General features: G+C 62.7%; 19 protein-coding genes and 1 pseudogene. 14 read left to right on the forward strand and 6 right to left on the reverse strand.

The annotated features are described in order from the left end of the window. The first annotated feature begins 56 nt into the window (after nucleotides 1-56). The 14 genes and pseudogenes from I5961_RS10335 (at nucleotide 57) to I5961_RS10400 (ending at nucleotide 10,519) form a co-directional block, all read left to right on the forward strand. On the forward strand, nucleotides 57-1,778 hold the full coding sequence (locus tag I5961_RS10335) for a GspE/PulE family protein (protein WP_085704843.1): 1,722 nt from the start codon (nucleotides 57-59) through the stop codon (nucleotides 1,776-1,778). Further along, on the forward strand, nucleotides 1,759-2,562 hold the full coding sequence (locus I5961_RS10340; protein WP_085704845.1) for a hypothetical protein: 804 nt from the start codon (nucleotides 1,759-1,761) through the stop codon (nucleotides 2,560-2,562). The genes I5961_RS10335 and I5961_RS10340 overlap by 20 nt, the downstream gene beginning before the upstream one ends. Before the next feature lies 1 nt (nucleotide 2,563). Next, nucleotides 2,564-3,109 carry a PilN domain-containing protein gene (locus tag I5961_RS10345; protein ID WP_085698589.1) on the forward strand — a complete coding sequence of 182 codons (546 nt, stop codon included), beginning with the start codon at nucleotides 2,564-2,566 and terminating at the stop codon, nucleotides 3,107-3,109. After that, a complete protein-coding gene (locus I5961_RS10350) occupies nucleotides 3,096-3,644 on the forward strand; it encodes a GspMb/PilO family protein (RefSeq protein WP_227235126.1) in 549 nt (182 codons plus the stop codon). Before I5961_RS10345 ends, I5961_RS10350 begins: the two co-directional genes overlap by 14 nt. Continuing rightward, nucleotides 3,644-4,162, forward strand: coding sequence for a hypothetical protein (locus tag I5961_RS10355; protein WP_085704849.1), 519 nt, complete (start codon nucleotides 3,644-3,646; stop codon nucleotides 4,160-4,162). Before I5961_RS10350 ends, I5961_RS10355 begins: the two co-directional genes overlap by 1 nt. Next, a pseudogene (locus I5961_RS10360) lies at nucleotides 4,159-6,005 on the forward strand (secretin N-terminal domain-containing protein). Before I5961_RS10355 ends, I5961_RS10360 begins: the two are co-directional and overlap by 4 nt. 2 nt (nucleotides 6,006-6,007) lie before the next feature. Beyond that, nucleotides 6,008-6,481: a type II secretion system protein gene (locus I5961_RS10365; protein WP_007956136.1), complete on the forward strand. Its 474-nt coding sequence runs from the start codon at nucleotides 6,008-6,010 to the stop codon at nucleotides 6,479-6,481. 5 nt (nucleotides 6,482-6,486) lie between these two features. After that, a complete protein-coding gene (locus I5961_RS10370; RefSeq protein ID WP_011333435.1) occupies nucleotides 6,487-6,861 on the forward strand; it encodes a type II secretion system protein in 375 nt (124 codons plus the stop codon). Further along, complete coding sequence (locus I5961_RS10375) at nucleotides 6,836-7,387, forward strand: type II secretion system protein (protein ID WP_085704853.1); 552 nt, start codon at nucleotides 6,836-6,838, stop codon at nucleotides 7,385-7,387. Before I5961_RS10370 ends, I5961_RS10375 begins: the two co-directional genes overlap by 26 nt. Next, the gene (csgE, locus tag I5961_RS10380) at nucleotides 7,384-7,776 is read left to right on the forward strand and encodes a curli production assembly/transport protein CsgE (RefSeq protein WP_085698595.1); all 393 of its coding nucleotides are present in this window, start codon (nucleotides 7,384-7,386) and stop codon (nucleotides 7,774-7,776) included. The genes I5961_RS10375 and csgE overlap by 4 nt, the downstream gene beginning before the upstream one ends. Further along, nucleotides 7,773-8,204, forward strand: a complete 432-nt coding sequence (locus I5961_RS10385) for a curli assembly protein CsgF (protein WP_007956141.1) — start codon at nucleotides 7,773-7,775, stop codon at nucleotides 8,202-8,204. The genes csgE and I5961_RS10385 overlap by 4 nt, the downstream gene beginning before the upstream one ends. A 29-nt stretch (nucleotides 8,205-8,233) precedes the next feature. Further along, on the forward strand, nucleotides 8,234-9,094 hold the full coding sequence (locus I5961_RS10390) for a CsgG/HfaB family protein (protein WP_227235128.1): 861 nt from the start codon (nucleotides 8,234-8,236) through the stop codon (nucleotides 9,092-9,094). Between the two features lie 779 nt (nucleotides 9,095-9,873). Beyond that, a complete protein-coding gene (locus tag I5961_RS10395; RefSeq protein ID WP_227235130.1) occupies nucleotides 9,874-10,254 on the forward strand; it encodes a DUF6124 family protein in 381 nt (126 codons plus the stop codon). A 73-nt stretch (nucleotides 10,255-10,327) separates the two neighbouring features. After that, complete coding sequence (locus I5961_RS10400; RefSeq protein WP_085698598.1) at nucleotides 10,328-10,519, forward strand: antitoxin; 192 nt, start codon at nucleotides 10,328-10,330, stop codon at nucleotides 10,517-10,519. 140 nt (nucleotides 10,520-10,659) lie between these two features. On the opposite strand, the gene I5961_RS10405 is transcribed toward I5961_RS10400, so the two are convergent. The 6 genes from I5961_RS10405 to I5961_RS10430 all read right to left on the reverse strand — a co-directional run bounded on the left by I5961_RS10405 (nucleotide 10,660) and on the right by I5961_RS10430 (nucleotide 17,064). After that, the gene (locus I5961_RS10405) at nucleotides 10,660-10,944 is read right to left on the reverse strand and encodes a type II toxin-antitoxin system RelE/ParE family toxin (RefSeq protein WP_080770598.1); all 285 of its coding nucleotides are present in this window, start codon (nucleotides 10,942-10,944) and stop codon (nucleotides 10,660-10,662) included. Next, nucleotides 10,934-11,140: an antitoxin gene (locus I5961_RS10410; protein WP_103387228.1), complete on the reverse strand. Its 207-nt coding sequence runs from the start codon at nucleotides 11,138-11,140 to the stop codon at nucleotides 10,934-10,936. The genes I5961_RS10405 and I5961_RS10410 overlap by 11 nt, the downstream gene beginning before the upstream one ends. A gap of 271 nt (nucleotides 11,141-11,411) precedes the next feature. Further along, the gene (locus I5961_RS10415) at nucleotides 11,412-12,863 is read right to left on the reverse strand and encodes a curlin (RefSeq protein WP_227235132.1); all 1,452 of its coding nucleotides are present in this window, start codon (nucleotides 12,861-12,863) and stop codon (nucleotides 11,412-11,414) included. Between the two features lie 26 nt (nucleotides 12,864-12,889). Further along, on the reverse strand, nucleotides 12,890-13,354 hold the full coding sequence (locus tag I5961_RS10420; RefSeq protein WP_227235133.1) for a curlin: 465 nt from the start codon (nucleotides 13,352-13,354) through the stop codon (nucleotides 12,890-12,892). A 93-nt stretch (nucleotides 13,355-13,447) separates the two neighbouring features. Next, nucleotides 13,448-15,682, reverse strand: a complete 2,235-nt coding sequence (locus I5961_RS10425) for an Ig-like domain-containing protein (RefSeq protein ID WP_227235135.1) — start codon at nucleotides 15,680-15,682, stop codon at nucleotides 13,448-13,450. 35 nt (nucleotides 15,683-15,717) lie between these two features. Beyond that, on the reverse strand, nucleotides 15,718-17,064 hold the full coding sequence (locus I5961_RS10430; protein ID WP_085698601.1) for a hypothetical protein: 1,347 nt from the start codon (nucleotides 17,062-17,064) through the stop codon (nucleotides 15,718-15,720). Nucleotides 17,065-17,101: the final 37 nt, after the last annotated feature.

The raw sequence follows: 17,101 nt of genomic DNA on the forward strand, positions 1-17,101 counted from the left end.
CGAACCCGCCTCCCGCGCCGTCAGGGCCTCAAGCCCCGGGTGTTGGAGAGCAAGCCATGGATCGTCTGTCCGTTGTCGTCGAACCGCTGTCGGTCACTCCTCCACAGGAGGCACAGACCCCGCCCCGCTTTTCCAGTGAGCAACTGGCCCAGGCCCGGGCACGGGCCAGCACTTCCGGGGAACGGGTGCTCGATGCGCTGGCCGTGCTCTGTGAGCTGGCGCCGATGCCGTTCATTGCCAGCCTTGGCGCCACCCTGCATTACCCGGTGCTCGACACCGACACGCTGTTTCTGGCGACCCCGGTGTTCGACCGGGTCACCCTCGCGCAATGCCTCAAACGTGAATTCATCCTGCTGCGCCACAACGACGAAGTCATCGGCGTCTTCGCCGACCCCTTCGACACGTCGCGCCTGGCCTGGATCGACGAATGCCTGCACGGCGCGCCGCTGTACCTGGTGCACGCCGACGACCTCAAGGCCTATCTGGCCCGCCACGAAGAAAGCTTCCACGCCGTCGAATCGCTCAACGCCCAGGCCGATGCCGGCAGCGAGACCGACACCCTGCAAAGCCTGTCGCTGACCAGCATCAGCGAAGACTCGAGCGTGGTGGTGAAACTGGTCAACTCGACCCTGTACGACGCGCTGAAAATGCACGCCAGCGACATCCACCTCGGCACCACCGGCCATGGCCTGGTGATCAAGTACCGGATCGACGGCGTGCTGAACAACATCGGCAAGATCCAGGGCAGCGAGTTCGCCGAGCAGGTGATCTCGCGGGTCAAGGTCATGGCCGAACTGGACATCGGCGAAAAACGCGTGCCCCAGGACGGTCGCTTCAAAATCGGCATCAGCGGCCGGCAGATCGACTTCCGGGTGTCGATCATGCCGAGCATCTTCGGCGAAGACGCGGTGCTGCGGGTGCTGGACAAACAGGACCTGGCCGACAAGGTCTGCGGCGTACAACTTCAGGCGCTGGGCTTTGAAGACGAAACCCTGCGGCAACTGCGCCGTCTGGCTGCCGAACCCTACGGCATGGTGCTGGTGACCGGCCCCACCGGCAGCGGCAAGACCACCACGCTGTACGCGATGATCACCGAGATCAACCACGGTGTGGACAAGATCATCACCATCGAAGACCCGGTGGAATATCAGCTGCCGGGGGTGTTGCAAATTCCGGTCAACGAGAAGAAGGGCCTGACCTTCGCCCGTGGCCTGCGCTCGATCCTGCGTCACGACCCGGACAAGATCATGGTCGGCGAGATCCGCGACCCGGACACCGCGCAGATCGCCGTGCAATCGGCACTCACCGGGCACCTGGTGTTCACCACCATTCACGCCAACAACGTGTTCGACGTGATCGGTCGTTTTACCCAGATGGAAATCGACCCCTACAGTCTGGTGTCGGCGCTCAACGCGATTCTCGCCCAGCGCCTGATCCGGCTGGTGTGCAGCAGTTGCAGCACTCCGGTCAACCCGAGCGATGAAGAGCTGCGTGCCTCGGGCCTCGATCCACAGCAAGTCGATCACTACCACTTCGTCCACGGCAAAGGTTGCGGCCACTGCCGCGGCAGCGGCTATCGCGGTCGGACGGCGATTGCCGAGCTGCTGCATCTGGACGACGAACTGCGGCAGATGATCGTCGAGCGCCAACCCATCACCCAGATCAAAGCCCTGGCCTGCGCCCGTGGTTTGCGCCTGTTGCGCGAATCGGCACTGGAACTGGTGGAGCACGGTCGGACCACGCTGGAGGAGATCAATCGTGTCACTTTTATCGCGTGATCAATTCATCGCCGTGCTCGGCGCCAGCGGTGTCGGCCTCGGCCAGCGCCGGGGCAGCGACACCCTGTGGCTGGGCAGCGTCGGCTACATCGACGAAGGCTTCCAGAGCTACGCGGTGGCGCTGGACACCCTCGACCGTCTGCTCGGCGAACACACCCGCGCCGGTGCCGAGCTGAGCGTGGTGATCTCCGGCCATTTCAGCCGCTTTTGCCTGGTGCCCTGGAGCGAACAGATCAGCAGCCCTGAAGAACTGCGCGGCTTCGCCCGGTTGTGCTTCGAAGACCTGTTCGGCGCACCGACCCAACCGTGGAGTCTGGTGCTGTCGGCCGAGCCGGCCGGGCATGACCGGATCGCCAGCGCCTTGCCGCAGGATTTGCTGGAACGCCTGCGCACGCTGGTCACGGGTCGCGGCCTGCGTCTGCGCTCGGTGCAGCCGTACCTGATGACTGCGTTCAACCGCTTCGACAAAAGCCTCGACGCCGGCGACTTCCTGTTCATCGTCGCCGAACCGCAACGCAGCGTGTTGCTGCTGGCAAGGGAAGGGCGCTGGTCGTCGGTGCGCTCGGTGGGCGGCAGCGACAGCGACGCGGCACTCAGCGCGCTGATCGGTCGCGAACGGCAACTGCAAGCTTCCACCAGCGAGCGCGCCTTCAACGTTTACCTGCACGCCCCGGCACGCCTCGATGCGCAACCGGCTGTGGCGGGGGTGCACCTGCGCACCCTCGAAGACGAATCGATGACTGTGCGTGACGCCTTGTACGTCATGTCCCGGGCGGTGGCCTGACATGCGCGCCTTGAACCTTGACTTCCAGCCTCGTCCGCGTTCCGGCCCGTTGGGCTGGAGCCTGTTCGGCGGCGGCGTATTCCTTGCGCTGGCGTGCTTCGGCGTGCAGCAGCACCTCGACGATCAGGCCGAACAACAGCAAGGTCACTTGCAACACACCCAGCGCCAGCTCACCGGCGACAGCGGCGCCAAGACCACGCTGAGCCCGGCAGAAACCCGCGAGCAGGCGCAGAACCTCGCCGAAATGCGCAAGGTCTCGCAGCAACTGCGCCGCCCCTGGGAACGCCTGTTCGCCATGCTCGAAGCCATGCCCCGCGACGACATCGCCTTGCTGACCCTGACCCCGGATGCACGCAAGGGCCAGGTGCGGATCAGCGCCGAGGCGCGGGATCTGCAAGCGATGCTGGATTTTCACAAACGGCTGGAAGCCAGTGACGAGCTGTCCGACGTGTCGCTGCTGAGCCACGAAATCGTCGTCAAATCGCCGGAGCAACCGGTGCAATTCAACCTGTCGGCGACCTGGGAGATGGGCGATGCGAATCCCTAGACTGATCGTTCACGAGTACCTGCAAGGTCTCGGTGTTCCAGGCCTGGCCGGACTGGCGCTGCTGCTGGTCACGGTTGCCTGGGCACTCGGCGGTTTGCTGCCGGGCTGGCAATCGCTGCAACAGCTCAGCCAGCAAACCCAAGAGGCCAGCGAATACCTGGCCAGAGTCGAGGACGGCAGCATCGCGCCGCCCTTGGTGCCGCAACGTCAGCTCGACGATTTTCGCAACAAGCTGCCGGCCCAGCCGCAAGCCACAGTCGCCATCGACCGCATCTACGCCCTGGCCGCTCAGGAACACATCACCCTGGCGCGCGGTGAATACGCCCTCGGCGTCGATCCCAAGACGCATCTGGCGCGCTACCAGATCCTGTTGCCGGTGCGCGGCAGCTACCCGCAACTGCGCCGCTTCCTGCACGCCTTGCTCGGCCAGTTGCCGGCGGTGGTGGTGGAAGACGTCGAATTTCAGCGCAAGAAAATCGCCGACACCGACCTCAGCGGCCGGATCCGTATGACCCTCTATCTGTCGAGGTCGTGATGGACAGCAAACGCATAACCGGCTGGGTGGCGTTCTTCGGCGTGGCGGCGGCGCTGGCCTGGTTGCCGGAATATTTCTCGCCGAGCGACGAGGCGGATTCGACCGAGGTTGCCGTGGCCAGCCCGGCGAAAACCACTGCCCGTGGCGCCTTGCCCGCCAGCAGCGCCAAGGCGGATGCGGCGCCGATCAAGGACCTGAGCCCGGCCGGCGATCTGTTTGCGAGCAAATCCTGGAAGGCCGCGCCGACTTTGGCGACGGTCACCGAACAAGCGATCAACCCGACCCCGGTGGTGCAAGCCCCGAGCCTGCCACCGGTGCCGTTCCAGTTCGTCGGCAGGCTGCATGACCGCAGCGACCTGCAGGTGTTTTTGCAGGACGGCGAGAAAATCTACGTCGTGCGCAGCGGGGATGTGATCGACGACACCTGGAAGATTGCGGCGATTTCCGATCTGGAGCTGAGCCTGGTCTACCTGCCTTTGCATTTGTCGCAGACCTTGTCTGTGGGGAGTACGCAATGAACAGATCCCGTTTGCTGATGAGCCTGGGCCTGTGTGCCGGGCTGGCCGCGTGCAGTTCCGCGCAGGTCGCCAACAAGGAAGCCGCCGACCTGATCGAACAGGGGCAGTACGAGGCGGGCCTGGCCCGGATCGAGGAAGGCTTGCGGGAAAATCCGCGCGACACCGAGTTGCACCTGCTGCTCAACAGCGGCCGGGCCAAGGCAATCACTGCGCTGTTGACCTCCGGCGACACCGACCGCGCCCGCCGCGATTTCGCTTCGGCGCGTACCGCCTACAACCGCGTGCTGACCATCGAGCCCAACAACCGCCGCGCCCAGGACGCACTGCGCCAGCTCGAATACTTGCGCAGCATGGACGAAAAGATCGAACTGGCCCGTGGCGACCTGCGCCGGGGTGACATTTACGGCGCCGACCGCCAGGTGAAACAGGTACTCGAACTCGACCCGACCAACGAAGGCGCGCTGGAGCTGCAAGGCAATATTCGTCTGGTGCAGAGCCGCAACGTGGTCCAGTACCCGCAACTGCGCACCCGGCTCGACCGCCCGGTGACCCTGGAATTTCGCGACGCCAACCTCAAGACCATTTTCGAAGTGCTGTCGCAGGTCGCCGGCCTGAACTTCATCTTCGACAAGGACCTGCGCCCGGACATGAAAGCCACGATCTTCGTGCGTGACGTGCGCATCGAAGACGCCGTGCAACTGCTGCTGCAACAGAACCAGTTGCACCAGAAAGTGGTGAACGAAAACACCTTGCTGATCTTTCCGGACTCGCCGCAGAAGCTGAAGGACTATCAAGAGCTGGTGATGCGCACCTTCTACCTGACCAGCATCGACGCCAACACCGCGCTGAACATGATCAAAACCATGCTCAAGACCCGCGACGTGTTCGTCGACGAACGCCTCAACACCCTGACCATGCGTGACACCGAAGACGCGGTGCGCATGGCCGAGAAACTCCTGCAATCGCAAGACCAGTCCAACCCCGAAGTGGTGCTGGAAGTGGAAGTGATGGAAGTTGCCACCCAGCGCATTCTCGACCTCGGCCTGCAATGGCCGAACACCTTCGGGTGGTCAACAGCGACGGTTCGGCGGTGACCATTCTCGATCAACTGAAAGGCATCAACTCCAGCCGGATTTCGATCTCGCCGTCGCCGCAAGCCAAGATCAACGCCCAGGACAACGACATCAACACCCTGGCCAGCCCGGTGATCCGCGTCAGCAACCGCGAACAGGCGCGCATCCACATCGGTCAGCGCGTGCCGATCATCAGCGCCACCTCGGTGCCTTCGACTCAAGGCCCGGTGATCACCGAAAGCGTGACCTACCTCGACGTCGGCCTGAAGCTCGAAGTGCAGCCGACCGTGCACCTGAACAACGAAGTGGCGATCAAGATCGCCCTGGAAGTGAGTAACGCCACACCGCTGGAACCGACCCGCCAGGGGACGATTCCGGTGCAGGTCGATACCCGCAACGCCCAGACTTCGCTGCGTCTGCATGACGGCGAAACCCAGATCCTCGCCGGCCTGATGCGCAACGACCACGGCGCCACCGGCAACAAGATTCCGGGCCTCGGCGACATTCCCGGTCTGGGCCGGCTGTTCGGCAGCAACAAGGACACAATCGGCAAATCGGAACTGGTGCTCTCGATCACCCCACGGATCGTGCGCAACCTGCCGTACCAGAGCCCGTCGGACATGGAATTCCCGACCGGTACCGAAACCAGCATGCACATCCAGGCGCCGGACCGTTCGCAGAACTACACCATGCCAGCGCCTGCCGCGCAGCCTCGTGCAGTCGGTGAAGCGGCCGTGGCAACCACTCACGTGACCGTCGAGAAGCCTTGATCATGAACGCCTCCCAGCGCGGTTTTACCTTGATCGAAGTCGTGGTGACGCTGGCCCTGATCGGCCTGCTGGCCGGCATGGCCGCGCCGCTGACCGAAACCCTGGTACGGCGTGGCAAGGAGCAGGAACTGCGTACCGCGCTGTATCAGATCCGCGATGGCATCGACGCCTACAAGCGTGCCTTCGATGCCGGCTACATCGAGAAATCCCTGAACAGCAGCGGCTATCCGCCGAACCTGAAAGTGCTGGTCGAAGGCGTGCGCGACGTGCGCAGCGCCAAGGGGGCGAAGTTCTATTTTCTGCGCCGGATACCGCGGGATCCGCTGGTGCCGGCCAAGCGTGACGACAACGGCGGTTGGGGCCTGCGGGCCTACAACAGTTCGGCCCAGAACCCGCGCGATGGCGAGGACGTGTTCGACGTCTACTCCCATGCCCGGGGCAAGGGTCTCAACGGCATCGCGTACCGCGAGTGGTGACTCTCATGCGCCGGGAAAAGGGGTTTACCTTGCTCGAGCTGATGGTGGTGATGGCGATCATCGCGACCCTGATGACCATCGCCTTGCCGCGCTACTTCAACAGCCTTGAGGCCTCGAAAGAGACCACGTTGCACCAGAGCCTGTCGGCCATGCGCGAGGCGCTGGATCACTACTACGGCGACACCGGGCGCTATCCCGACTCCATTGAGCAACTGGTGGAGATGCGTTACCTGCGCAACGCGCCGCTGGACCCGATCACCGAACGCAATGACCAATGGGTGCTGATCGCTCCACCGGACGGCGTGGCGGGCGGCGTTGCCGACATCAAGAGCGGAGCTACCGGGAGGGCGCGCGATGGCAGCCAGTATTCCGAGTGGTAAGCACGCGGAGCAGGGTGGGTTCACCTACCTGGGCGTGCTGTTCCTGATCGTGATCATGGGCATGGGCCTGGCCAGTGCCGGCGAGTTGTGGTCGACCGTGTCGCGCCGCGATCGCGAGAAGCAACTGCTGTGGGTCGGCACCCAATACGCCCAGGCGCTGCGCAGCTACTACCGCAGTTCGCCGGGGCTGGCGCAGTACCCGAAAGAACTGGTGGACCTGCTCGATGACGAGCGTTTTCCCGAGGCGCGTCACCATATCCGCCAACTCTATCCAGACCCGATCGGTGGCGGCGAATGGGCACTGCAACGCGGCTTCGACGGGCGCATCACCGGCATCAACAGTGCCTCCACCGAGGTGCCGTTGAAGCAGGCGGACTTCCCGTCGCAGTGGTCGGATTTCGAGGGCATGCAGCGTTATTCGGACTGGCAGTTCGTGGCCGAGAAAGCCTTTCTCGATGGCGCCGGCTCCGGCAGCGGGGGGCCGGCCAAAGGCCAGTCGGCCCTGCCGCAGGCGTTGCAGCCATGAACGCAAAAGGGTGGTGCGCGTTGATCCTCTCGCTAGCGGCGGCCTGCGCCATCGCCAGCGAGGAAGACGAAATGATGGGCTTCATCGTCGACGACACGATCTCGCACATCGGCCACGACTTTTACTACTCGTTCAGCGAACGCCTGCGCGACACCAGCCGCATGGATTTCAACCTGGTGGTGCGCGAGCGCCCCGACGCGCGCTGGGGCAGCCTTGTGACCGTCGAATATCAACAACGCCTGGTGTATCGGCGCTTCCTGCCGCCGAACACCGTGGAACTGAAGGACGAGGCCTACGAGGCCGCCGACTCGGTTCGCCTGGAGGTCGTCCGGCGCAAGCTGGAAGCCCTGTTGCAGGACACCACCGACCTTGAGAAGGACGAACTATGAACACGACAACGTTCTCACGGCGCAGCGGATTCTGGATCTCGGGGTTGTTGATCGGGCTTGCCAGCGCCGCTGCCGTCCAGGCCACCGAACTGGTCTACACGCCGGTCAACCCGTCGTTCGGCGGCAACCCGCTCAACGGCACCTGGCTGCTCAACAACGCCCAGGCACAAAACGACCACGACGATCCGGATCTCAAGAAGCGCTCGACGGTGGCCGGCACCTCGGCACTCGAACGTTTCACCAGTCAATTGCAGTCGCGGTTGCTGGGGCAACTGCTGGACAACATCTCCACCGGCAACACGGGGAGCCTGTCTACCGACGCTTTTATCGTCAACGTCGTTGATGACTCGGGGGCACTCACGATTGAAGTGACCGACCGAGCGAGTGGCGAAGTTTCCGAAATTCAGGTGAACGGCCTCAATCCATGACGGGATGACGGTTCCGGGGAGTGATGGACATGAAAAAAATAATCGCGCTAGGGCTGATGTTGGCAGCATTACAAGGGTGCAGTCTGCGCGAGCCGATGCCGGCCGAGCAGGACACCGAGACCCCGACCCTGACCCCCAGGGCCTCGACTTATTACGACTTGCTGAAAATGCCGCGACCCAAGGGCCGGCTGATGGCGGTGGTGTACGGCTTCCGTGACCAGACCGGGCAGTACAAACCGACCCCGGCCAGTTCGTTTTCCACCAGCGTCACCCAGGGCGCGGCGTCGATGTTGATGGACGCCATGCAGGCCAGCGGCTGGTTTGTGGTGCTTGAGCGGGAAGGTCTGCAGAACCTGCTGACGGAACGCAAGATCATTCGGGCGTCGCAGAAGAAGCCGAATACGCCGGTGAATATTCAGGGTGAGCTGCCACCGTTGCAGGCGGCGAACATGATGCTCGAGGGCGGGATCATCGCTTACGACACTAACGTGCGCAGCGGTGGGGAAGGGGCGCGGTATCTGGGGATTGATCTGACCCGGGAGTATCGGGTGGATCAGGTGACTGTGAATTTGCGCGCGGTGGATGTGCGCAGCGGGCAGGTGTTGGCGAATGTGATGACCAGCAAGACGATTTATTCGGTGGCACGCAGTGCCGGGGTGTTCAAGTTTATCGAGTTCAAGAAGTTGCTTGAGGCTGAGGCGGGGTACACGACCAATGAGCCGGCTCAGCTTTGTGTGTTGTCGGCGATCGAGGCGGCGGTGGGGCATTTGCTGGCGCAGGGGATTGAGCGGCGGTTGTGGCAGGTGGCGGGGGATGCTTCTACGCCTTCGCAGGATGATGTTTTGAATCGGTACCTGACTCAGAACAAGATTGATCCGGATGCGGAGTGAACGTGGCGGCCTTTGGGCCGACCAGGTTCCTTTGGGGGGTGTGAATATCCGTTTCTTTGGGTGCGGCCGCTGACGGTTCCGCCCTTACGGCGGGTCACTTTGGCAAACGCCCCAAAGTAACCAAAGGTCTGGGCCCCGGCGTTCGGCCCCTCGCTGGGGCTCGGGGTTCCTTCGCTCCGGGATTCATCCGGGGGCATCGCCTACGGTTTGCTTCGCTGCACCTCCTCTCGATGCATGCGGCTGCGCCGCACGGTCGCTGCGCTCCCTCCCCCGGATGAATCCCTCCACTCAGCCTTCCGAAGGGGCCAGCACGTCAAAAGCTTTACTCGAGCTAACGCTCATTGTGTTGAGTGGTGAGAAGCGAAAAGCGAAAAGCGGATTGCTTTTGCTTTGATCGTTCCCACGCTCCGCGTGGGAATGCAGCCCGGGACGCTCCGCGTCCCATTCTCGAATGTTTAAAAGTTGTGTCTGTTTCAGCGATCCTTCCCACAAGGTTTTCAGGTTGTCCGTCGGAAGCGCGGGCTCTAGCCTGTTTCGGTCGCTGCCAATTCAGCGGCCGGGCCTGGAAACCCGGGAATGTGAGAAGGCGAAAACGCTGTTCATAACGTATGCTTGCGCACCTTCATTGTGTGCACGCTGTTATGGCGGCTGTGCGCGGGAGACATTTATGTCTGCCGGGTCGCGTTCTCCCCCGGATTTCCAGCCCGCGTACAGCTGCCACCCATTCTTCCTGGAAGTCGATTGGGCCGGCTGCAATCATCAATGAGGACGAAATGACCATGAAAAAACCAACGCCAAACCCACCCGAAACCCAATCCAACCTCGAAACCGACCCAACCTCCCCATACACCTCCATCAACTCGAAAAAACTCCACGAAGCCGCCGAACGCGCCCTCGATCATTACCTCTGCCCCGGCGCCCACATCATGGGCAGCGTCAACGAACCCGCCCCGATGTACTTCGCCAACCCGGCCTACAACACCGAATCCCTGCTCGCCAACGCCAGCGAATCCCTGGGCTCGGCCAGCGAAATGCTCAACAACTTCGCCGCCACCCTCGACCCCGCCCACCGAAAAACCGCCCTGGGCATCGCGCAGATCCTCATGCTGGGTGAACTGGCCGTGAATCAGGCCTTGGATCACGTCGAACTGAAGGGCTGATCCAGCACATCCCCAATAAAAAAAACGCGGCCCAGTAATGGGTCGCGTTTTTCACATTCAAACTGGAGCCACCATGAATCCCCTGATTTCAGAAGTCGTTGCGGACTTCGAAAGCGAAGAGCAGGCCGCCAGCTACGACCGCTGGTTGATTGCCAAAGTACAGGCTTCAATCGATGACCCACGACCCAGCATTCCGAATGAGCAGGTGATTGCTGAAATGTCGGCCCTGATGGAGGAAAAACGAAGAAAGCTTGAGGCGATATAAGTGCTTTGCGTTGCTGACGGCAAGAAGGCTCGAGCCGCTATAAACCGCATATTTCATCTCAATTAGCTGAGTACTGAGATACAAAAAAACCGTACTTCCACGGGAAGCACGGTTTTTCGTGTTGATACGAGGACGCGATCTTAACTGGGGTCGCGTCGAGGGTATTCCTGACGCGCATGCAAGATGCTCACAATCTCAATTCGGTCCGCCACTTGATAAACGACGAGATAGTTCGGGCTTACCACAATCTCCCGAGTGCCGGGAGAGCGACCTTTGCGATACAGGTGTGGATGCCAAGGAAGCGCAGATGTAGTTTTTACGACTGACTTGTGAAGTGCTGTCGCCGCTACAAAATTTCGCTCGCCAATGTACTTCAGTATTTTCGAGAGTTCGACCCGAGCCTTGGGTCGCCACTTAATCTGCATCAGCGCTTTTGCGCATTGATTCCATCAAGGCGTTTATTTCCGCCATCACTTGCTCATGGGGAATACTCGGACGCGGATCATCGAGAGAGGCCTGTACTTCGGCCCGAAACCAACGGTCATAACTCGCAGCCTGCTCCTCGGGACCAAGATCCGAAACAACCGGGCACAGTGGGTCGATCAAAGACGGGTCGATCATGGAACCTCCGGGTTTGGTGCCTGGAAGTCTATTCGGTAACGGTATCGCTGTCGTCGCTGTCTGGATGAATTGCATGTTGGCCAAGCTCCATGAGGATCAAGTTGTCCCGGCAAATCCTAGAGCCTGCACTTCCGACGGCCAACCGCCAGAATTCGTCAGAAAAGTCCCCGATTTTCTGAAAACGGTATGTTTTCCGTAGGACGCCACTCAAGCGTCAGCGCAAAAAAAAACCGCGACCCTCAACAGGTCGCGGTTTTCCAACACCCAACCCTTACTGCTGCAACACTGTCGCCTGGTTAGCCGACCCGAACTGTTGAATATTCGCGGTCTGCGTCATCCCGCTCTGATCCACATTGGCAATGTTCCCGGTCCCGCCCTGGGTCACGTACGCCACGTTCATGGTGTCAGCCTGTTTGACCGTGATCATGTTGTCGCTGCCGTACAGCTGCGCGGTGTAGGCCTGGTTGCCAGTGCCGGATTGATCGAATTCGGCGCTGTTGCCCGAGCCGTTCGACGAGCCCTGAACCAGGTTGGTGGTGCCGCGCTGGTCGGCGATGAGGATGTTGTCGCTGCCGTTCTGATCGAAGTACAGCTCGTTGTAGGAGTCCGCCTGGCTGACCGTGGTTTTGTTGCCGGTCCCGGTCTGGTTGGTGGTCATGATGTGGCCGACGCCGTCCTGGGTGAAGCTGGCGATGTTGCCGTTGCCGGCCTGATTGACCGTCGCACGCTGGTTGCTGCCGAACTGGCCGCCGTGTTGCGGGCCTTTCCAGTTGCTGGCGTAGACCTTGTTGTCGTTGCCCACCGAGGTGGCGTTGAGGGTGTGGCTGTCGCCGTTCTGGTAGGTGTAATGCACGTTGCCGTTGCCGACTTGATAGAGCGCCAGCGTCGAGTTGACCGACTCGAACTGGTCGGCGTAGATGGCGTTGGTGTTGCCGACCTGGGTGACGGCGGCGGTGTTGTTTTCGCCATAGCTCTGGTCGACCACGGTTTCGTTGCTGTCGCCGTGCTGGTTGACGGTGGCCTGGCTGGCCAGTTGCGAGTCTTGCCAGATTTCGCTGCCGTTGAGGTTGCCGAACTGGTTGATGGTGATGTTGCCGCCGGTGCCGTTGCGCTGGTCGCCATAGGCGTAGTTGGTTTCACCGGCCTGGTTGATGCCGATCTGGCCGCCGTTGTGCAGTACTTGTTCGGCGGTGCCGTAGTTGGCGGTGCCGTATTGGGTAATCACCGAGCTGTTGCCGGTGCCTTCGTACAGTTGCTCGATGTTGGCTTCGTTGCTGTCGCCGAACTGGAAGGTCTTGCCTTCGCTGCCGTTCTGCGAGTCCTGGTAGACGAACGAGAAGTTGCCGGTGCCTTGCTGTTGTTGCAGGGCCTGGTTGCCGGCGCCGAAACCGAGGGACTGGCTGGCGTGGGCGGTGTTGAAGGCGCCGGTCTGTTGTTGGGTGATGGTGCTGTTGTCTTCATACAGCTGTTCGGCGTAACCGGCGTTGTAATCGCCGACGGCGTCCTGAGTGATGACGCTGGTGGCGGTGTCTTGCACGGCGGCGGCGTTGTTGCCCTGGCCCAGTTGGGTCTGGGTCGCGGTGCTGAACGGGGCCTGGGTCTGCTTCACATCAGCGATGTTGGCGGTGCCGAGCTGGCTCTGGGTGGAAATGCTGTCGTCGGCCATGGCCTGGGCACTGATCATGACCAGGATGGCGGCGGTGAGGGGCGTCAGTTTGAACATGATGAACTCTCCGATGATTGCAGTGCTTAGCGATATTGCTTGACCGAAACGCTCATGCCGTTGCCCGACTGGGTCACGGCGCTTTGCAGCCCCGTGCCCGCCTGCTCGATGCTGGCGTCGTTGTTGTTGCCGTTTTGCGAAATCTGCGCACGGTTGTGGCTGCCGGTTTGCGTGATGGACGCGGCGTTGCCGGAGCCGTTTTGGGTGATCAAGGCCATCAGGTCGCTGCCTTGTTGCAGGATGTACGCCTCCTGATTGCTGCCCGACTGCACGATTCTGCCCAGCAGCGACTGACCGTTCTGTGAGAGCAGGGAAAGGTTGACCTGGCCGTTCTGGTCGATCAGGGCTTGCTGGCCCACGGGGGGCGGCAGTTCGCCGAGATCGGCGCTGTTGGGCGCCAGGTCATCGTTTTCCATCAGGTCGTCGGCGCGCACGCCCGCACTGACGCACAGGGCGAGCAGGCAAAGCAGGGCGGCGGTCGGCGTGTTCATGGCGTTGTCCTGTGTTTTCCTGAATCCGAAATCCGGGCTGAGCGGGCCCCACCCACTGCGCATTGAACGGTGTGGGGTGGGTGGGGCATGGGCTCAGAGCGTGGTCACCGATACGGTGCGAACGGTGCCCTGGGACGAACGGATAGTGGCGGTCGGGTTGGCCGACGGCACGACCAGCGTGTTGTTCAGCGTCAGCCGCCAGCGTCCGGTCACCGGTACCGTGGTTGTACCCAGCGTCACCAATCCGCTCGGGGTGGTGACCTGCACGGTGATGGTGTTGCCGGTGGTCACCGATGAGGTGCCCGCGAAGTCCCAGTTGAAGCGTCCGCCGGAGCGGGCCTGCACGGTCGAGGTGGTGATCGTGAAGGTTTCCGCCGCTGGCCGTGGCGACACTTGCACCGTGACGGTCGCCGGCGTCGACTGGGCGCCGAAGCTGTCCCGGGCGATGTAGGTGAAGGTCGTGGTGAAGGCCGTGGTCACGGTGGCCGGTGGGGTGTAGGTGATCACCGTACCATCGGTGCTGACCGTGCCGCGTCCTGCCGGCGGTTGGGTCAGGCTGGCGACGCCCAGCGGTGTGTTGCCTTCCGGATCGGTGTCGTTGGCCAGGACGTTGATCGGGATTGCGACACCCAGCGTGGCAACGCTGTCGGCGACGGCGGTCGGTGGCCGGTTGGGCGCGACGGAGATCGTCACGGTCGCCGGGTTGGCCGAGGCCAGGCCTTTGCTGTCCTGGGCCTTGTAGGTGAAGGTGGTGGTCAGCGGAGTGTTGACCACGGCTGGCGGGGTGTAGACCACCGAGGTGGTGCCGCTCAGCGCGACGGTGCCCTGGCCTGCGGCCGGTTGCGTCAGCGCGGTAATGGTCAGCGGCACGTTGTTGTCCGGGTCGCTGTCGTTGGTCAACAGGCTGAGGGTGATCGGCACGCCGAAGCTGGTGCTGCCGGTGTCTGCAACGGCTAGCGGTGCCTGGTTCTCGCCGGTGTCCGGTGCGGTACCGACCACCACCACTGGCTCGGTGTCGCTGCCGCCGGCGGCGGACTTGACCGTGACGGTGGCCGGAGGCTGGGTCAGGTCGGCCACGGTGATTTTTTGCAAAGTCCCGGATTTCGAAAGGCGTCCGTAACCTTGCGCGACCATGTCCGGCACCGCGACTTCATCGGTCGAGGTGGCTTCGATCAACAGGCTATGGTTGGCCCAGCTGTAGCGGGCGGTCTGGATTTTCACCACGTCGGTGAGCTTGGCCGAAACGGCGGTCGGACGGGTCGTGCCGGCCGGGTTGGTCGCGGTCACGACCACCACCGACGGCAGGGTACCGGTGCCCAGACGCTGGCCGAAGAACAGCCCGTTGTTGTCACCCAGCAGGCTGGTCTGGCACGGCGTCGGCGGTGGGCCGGGCAGCAACGCCAACGTTTCACGGAAGCACAGGGTCGAGCTGCTGTCGGCCTCGGCGAACACCTCGGCGCGCACACCGGCCGAAGTACGGCGATAAGTGGCGCGGTCGACGGCGACATGGGTCTGTTGCCGGTTGTCGAGGACCTTGCCGGCGACCGTGAACAGGTTGGTCTGAATCGAGCCGGCACCCGACGGACCATCGATCCGCAGGAAGTTGGTGTTGAACGGGCTGCCGGTCACCGCTTCGGTGAGGTTCGGGTCGCCGACAAAGGTTTCGATGCCGCCGGTGTCCGGGTTCACTTCGGTGTACGGGCCGTTGATGCTGCGCAGGAATGGGCCGATGGCCCCGTTGAGCGCACCGCTGAAGTTGCCCGGGGCGCCGATACCGACGTCCTTGGTGATGTTGATTGCCCGCCGGCCCGGCGTGGTGACATTGACGGTTTCAACACCGTACGGGTGGGTGATGGTGTAGGTGCCGGCCACCGGGACGTTCACCCGGATGCGGATCCGCGCGAAGCTTTGCTGATCGCCATCGACCGGATTTCCCGAGGCGAACGCCGCTTCGATACCGGCCACGTAGGCATCCACGCCGAAACCGGCGCCGTTGTTCGGGATGTTGGTTTCCGCCAGGAACCAGAAGGCTTCCGGTGGCCAGTTGTCGGGAAACACCATCGGCAGTGTGTCATCGAACACGCCCGGTTCCGGCAGCAGGGTGCACATGTACGCCGGCGGGGTGCTGACCGGCACCCGCGAACTGGCGGCGCGGGACTGGCAGAGCTCCATCGACAGTTGATTGTTGTCCTGGTACCACATCGGGAATTTCCCGGTGGCGAAGGTGTAGGGGCCGGGATCGACGGCGGCCAGTTGCGCGAACGCACTGCCGGTCAGCGAGATTGTCAGCCCGAGCGCGTTGAGCGCGAAACGTGGCCACTTGTTCATGATGCCTCCTGATGCGGATCTGGGCATGTGAGCGTTCATTGCACGATGACCACTTCTTCGGTATCGCTGCCGCCGTTGGACGACGTCACCCGAACCCTGGCCGGTGGAATCGGTGTGATCCCGGTGGACAGGGTTTTCACCGCGCCATCACCGCCCAGCGCACCGATGGTGGCGCCGGTGCCGGAGGTCGCGGTGAGTACCGGTGGCGAAGTTTCGTCACTGGTCGAAGCCTCCACAGTCAATTGCCCGGAACTGAGGCTGTACTCAGCGCGCTGGATCACCACCAGGTCGGTCAGGGTCATGGGCAGGGTGGTCGGTGAACTGGTGGCGATCGCCAGGTGGTTGTCGGCGGTCACTTGCAGCACGGTCGGCAAGGCCGGGTTGACCGCCGATTGCGCGTACCAGCTGCCGGTGCTGTCGGCTTCTGTCATGTTCACCACGGGTGTGCTGCTGGTGATGGCGGCGGTACCGGGCGCTGGCGGCGCCTGGACAAACACGTCCTGCTGGGCCACCGGCGCACTGTCGCCGGGTTTGCGCGAGTAGGTGCTGCGCTGCGCAATCAGCGGGGTTGGCCGCACCACCGTCGACAACTTGCCGGACACGGCGAAGGTCGTGGTGCGCAGGTCAATGCCCCCCGGGCCTTCGATCCGCACGTAGTTGGTGTTGAACGGGCTGCCGGTCACCGCTTCGTTGAGGTTCGGGTCGCCGACAAACTGCTCGGCCGCACCGGTCAATGGGTTGGTCTCGGTGTAAGGCCCGTTGACGCTGCGCAGGAATGGACCGATGTCACCCTTGAGCGCGCCGTCGTAGGTTTGCGGGGTGCCGATGCCGATGTCGCGAGTCATGTTGATCGCGCGGCGACCGGGGGTGTCGACGGTGAACACATCGACGCCGTAGGGGTGGGTGATGACGTAGGTGCCGGCGGTGGGCACGTCGACCCGGATGCGGATCCGCGCGAAGCTGATCTGGTCGCCTTCCGCAGGGTCGCCGCCCCCGAACGCGGCCTCGACGGCGCTGACGTAAGTCAGGTCGATGCCGCGTGCCGCATCGACGATGGAAGTATCGCCGGTGAACCAGAATGCTTCATCGGGGAAGTTGGTGGGGAATACGAGCGGTTGCGTGTCATCGAACACGCCGGGGGTCGGCAACAGCGAGCACATGTACGACGGGGCGCCCGGTGTGCTTGGCACGCGGGAGCTGAGCGCTTTGGACAGGCACAGATCCAGGGTGCGACCGTGGGTGTCCTGATACCAGCTGGCGAAACCGCCATTGGCCGGTGTGTAGGGACCCGGGTCGACGGCGAACAGAGCGGCCTGGGCAATGCCCTGGGCCAAGGCGCTTACGACCAGGACGGTCGCGGTTTTGGACAGTAAAGGGTGCATGAGTTAATCCCTCTATCAAAGTACCTGCCCCTTGGGG

This window comes from Pseudomonas sp. IAC-BECa141, from assembly GCF_020544405.1.
Classification (GTDB): Bacteria; Pseudomonadota; Gammaproteobacteria; order Pseudomonadales; family Pseudomonadaceae; genus Aquipseudomonas.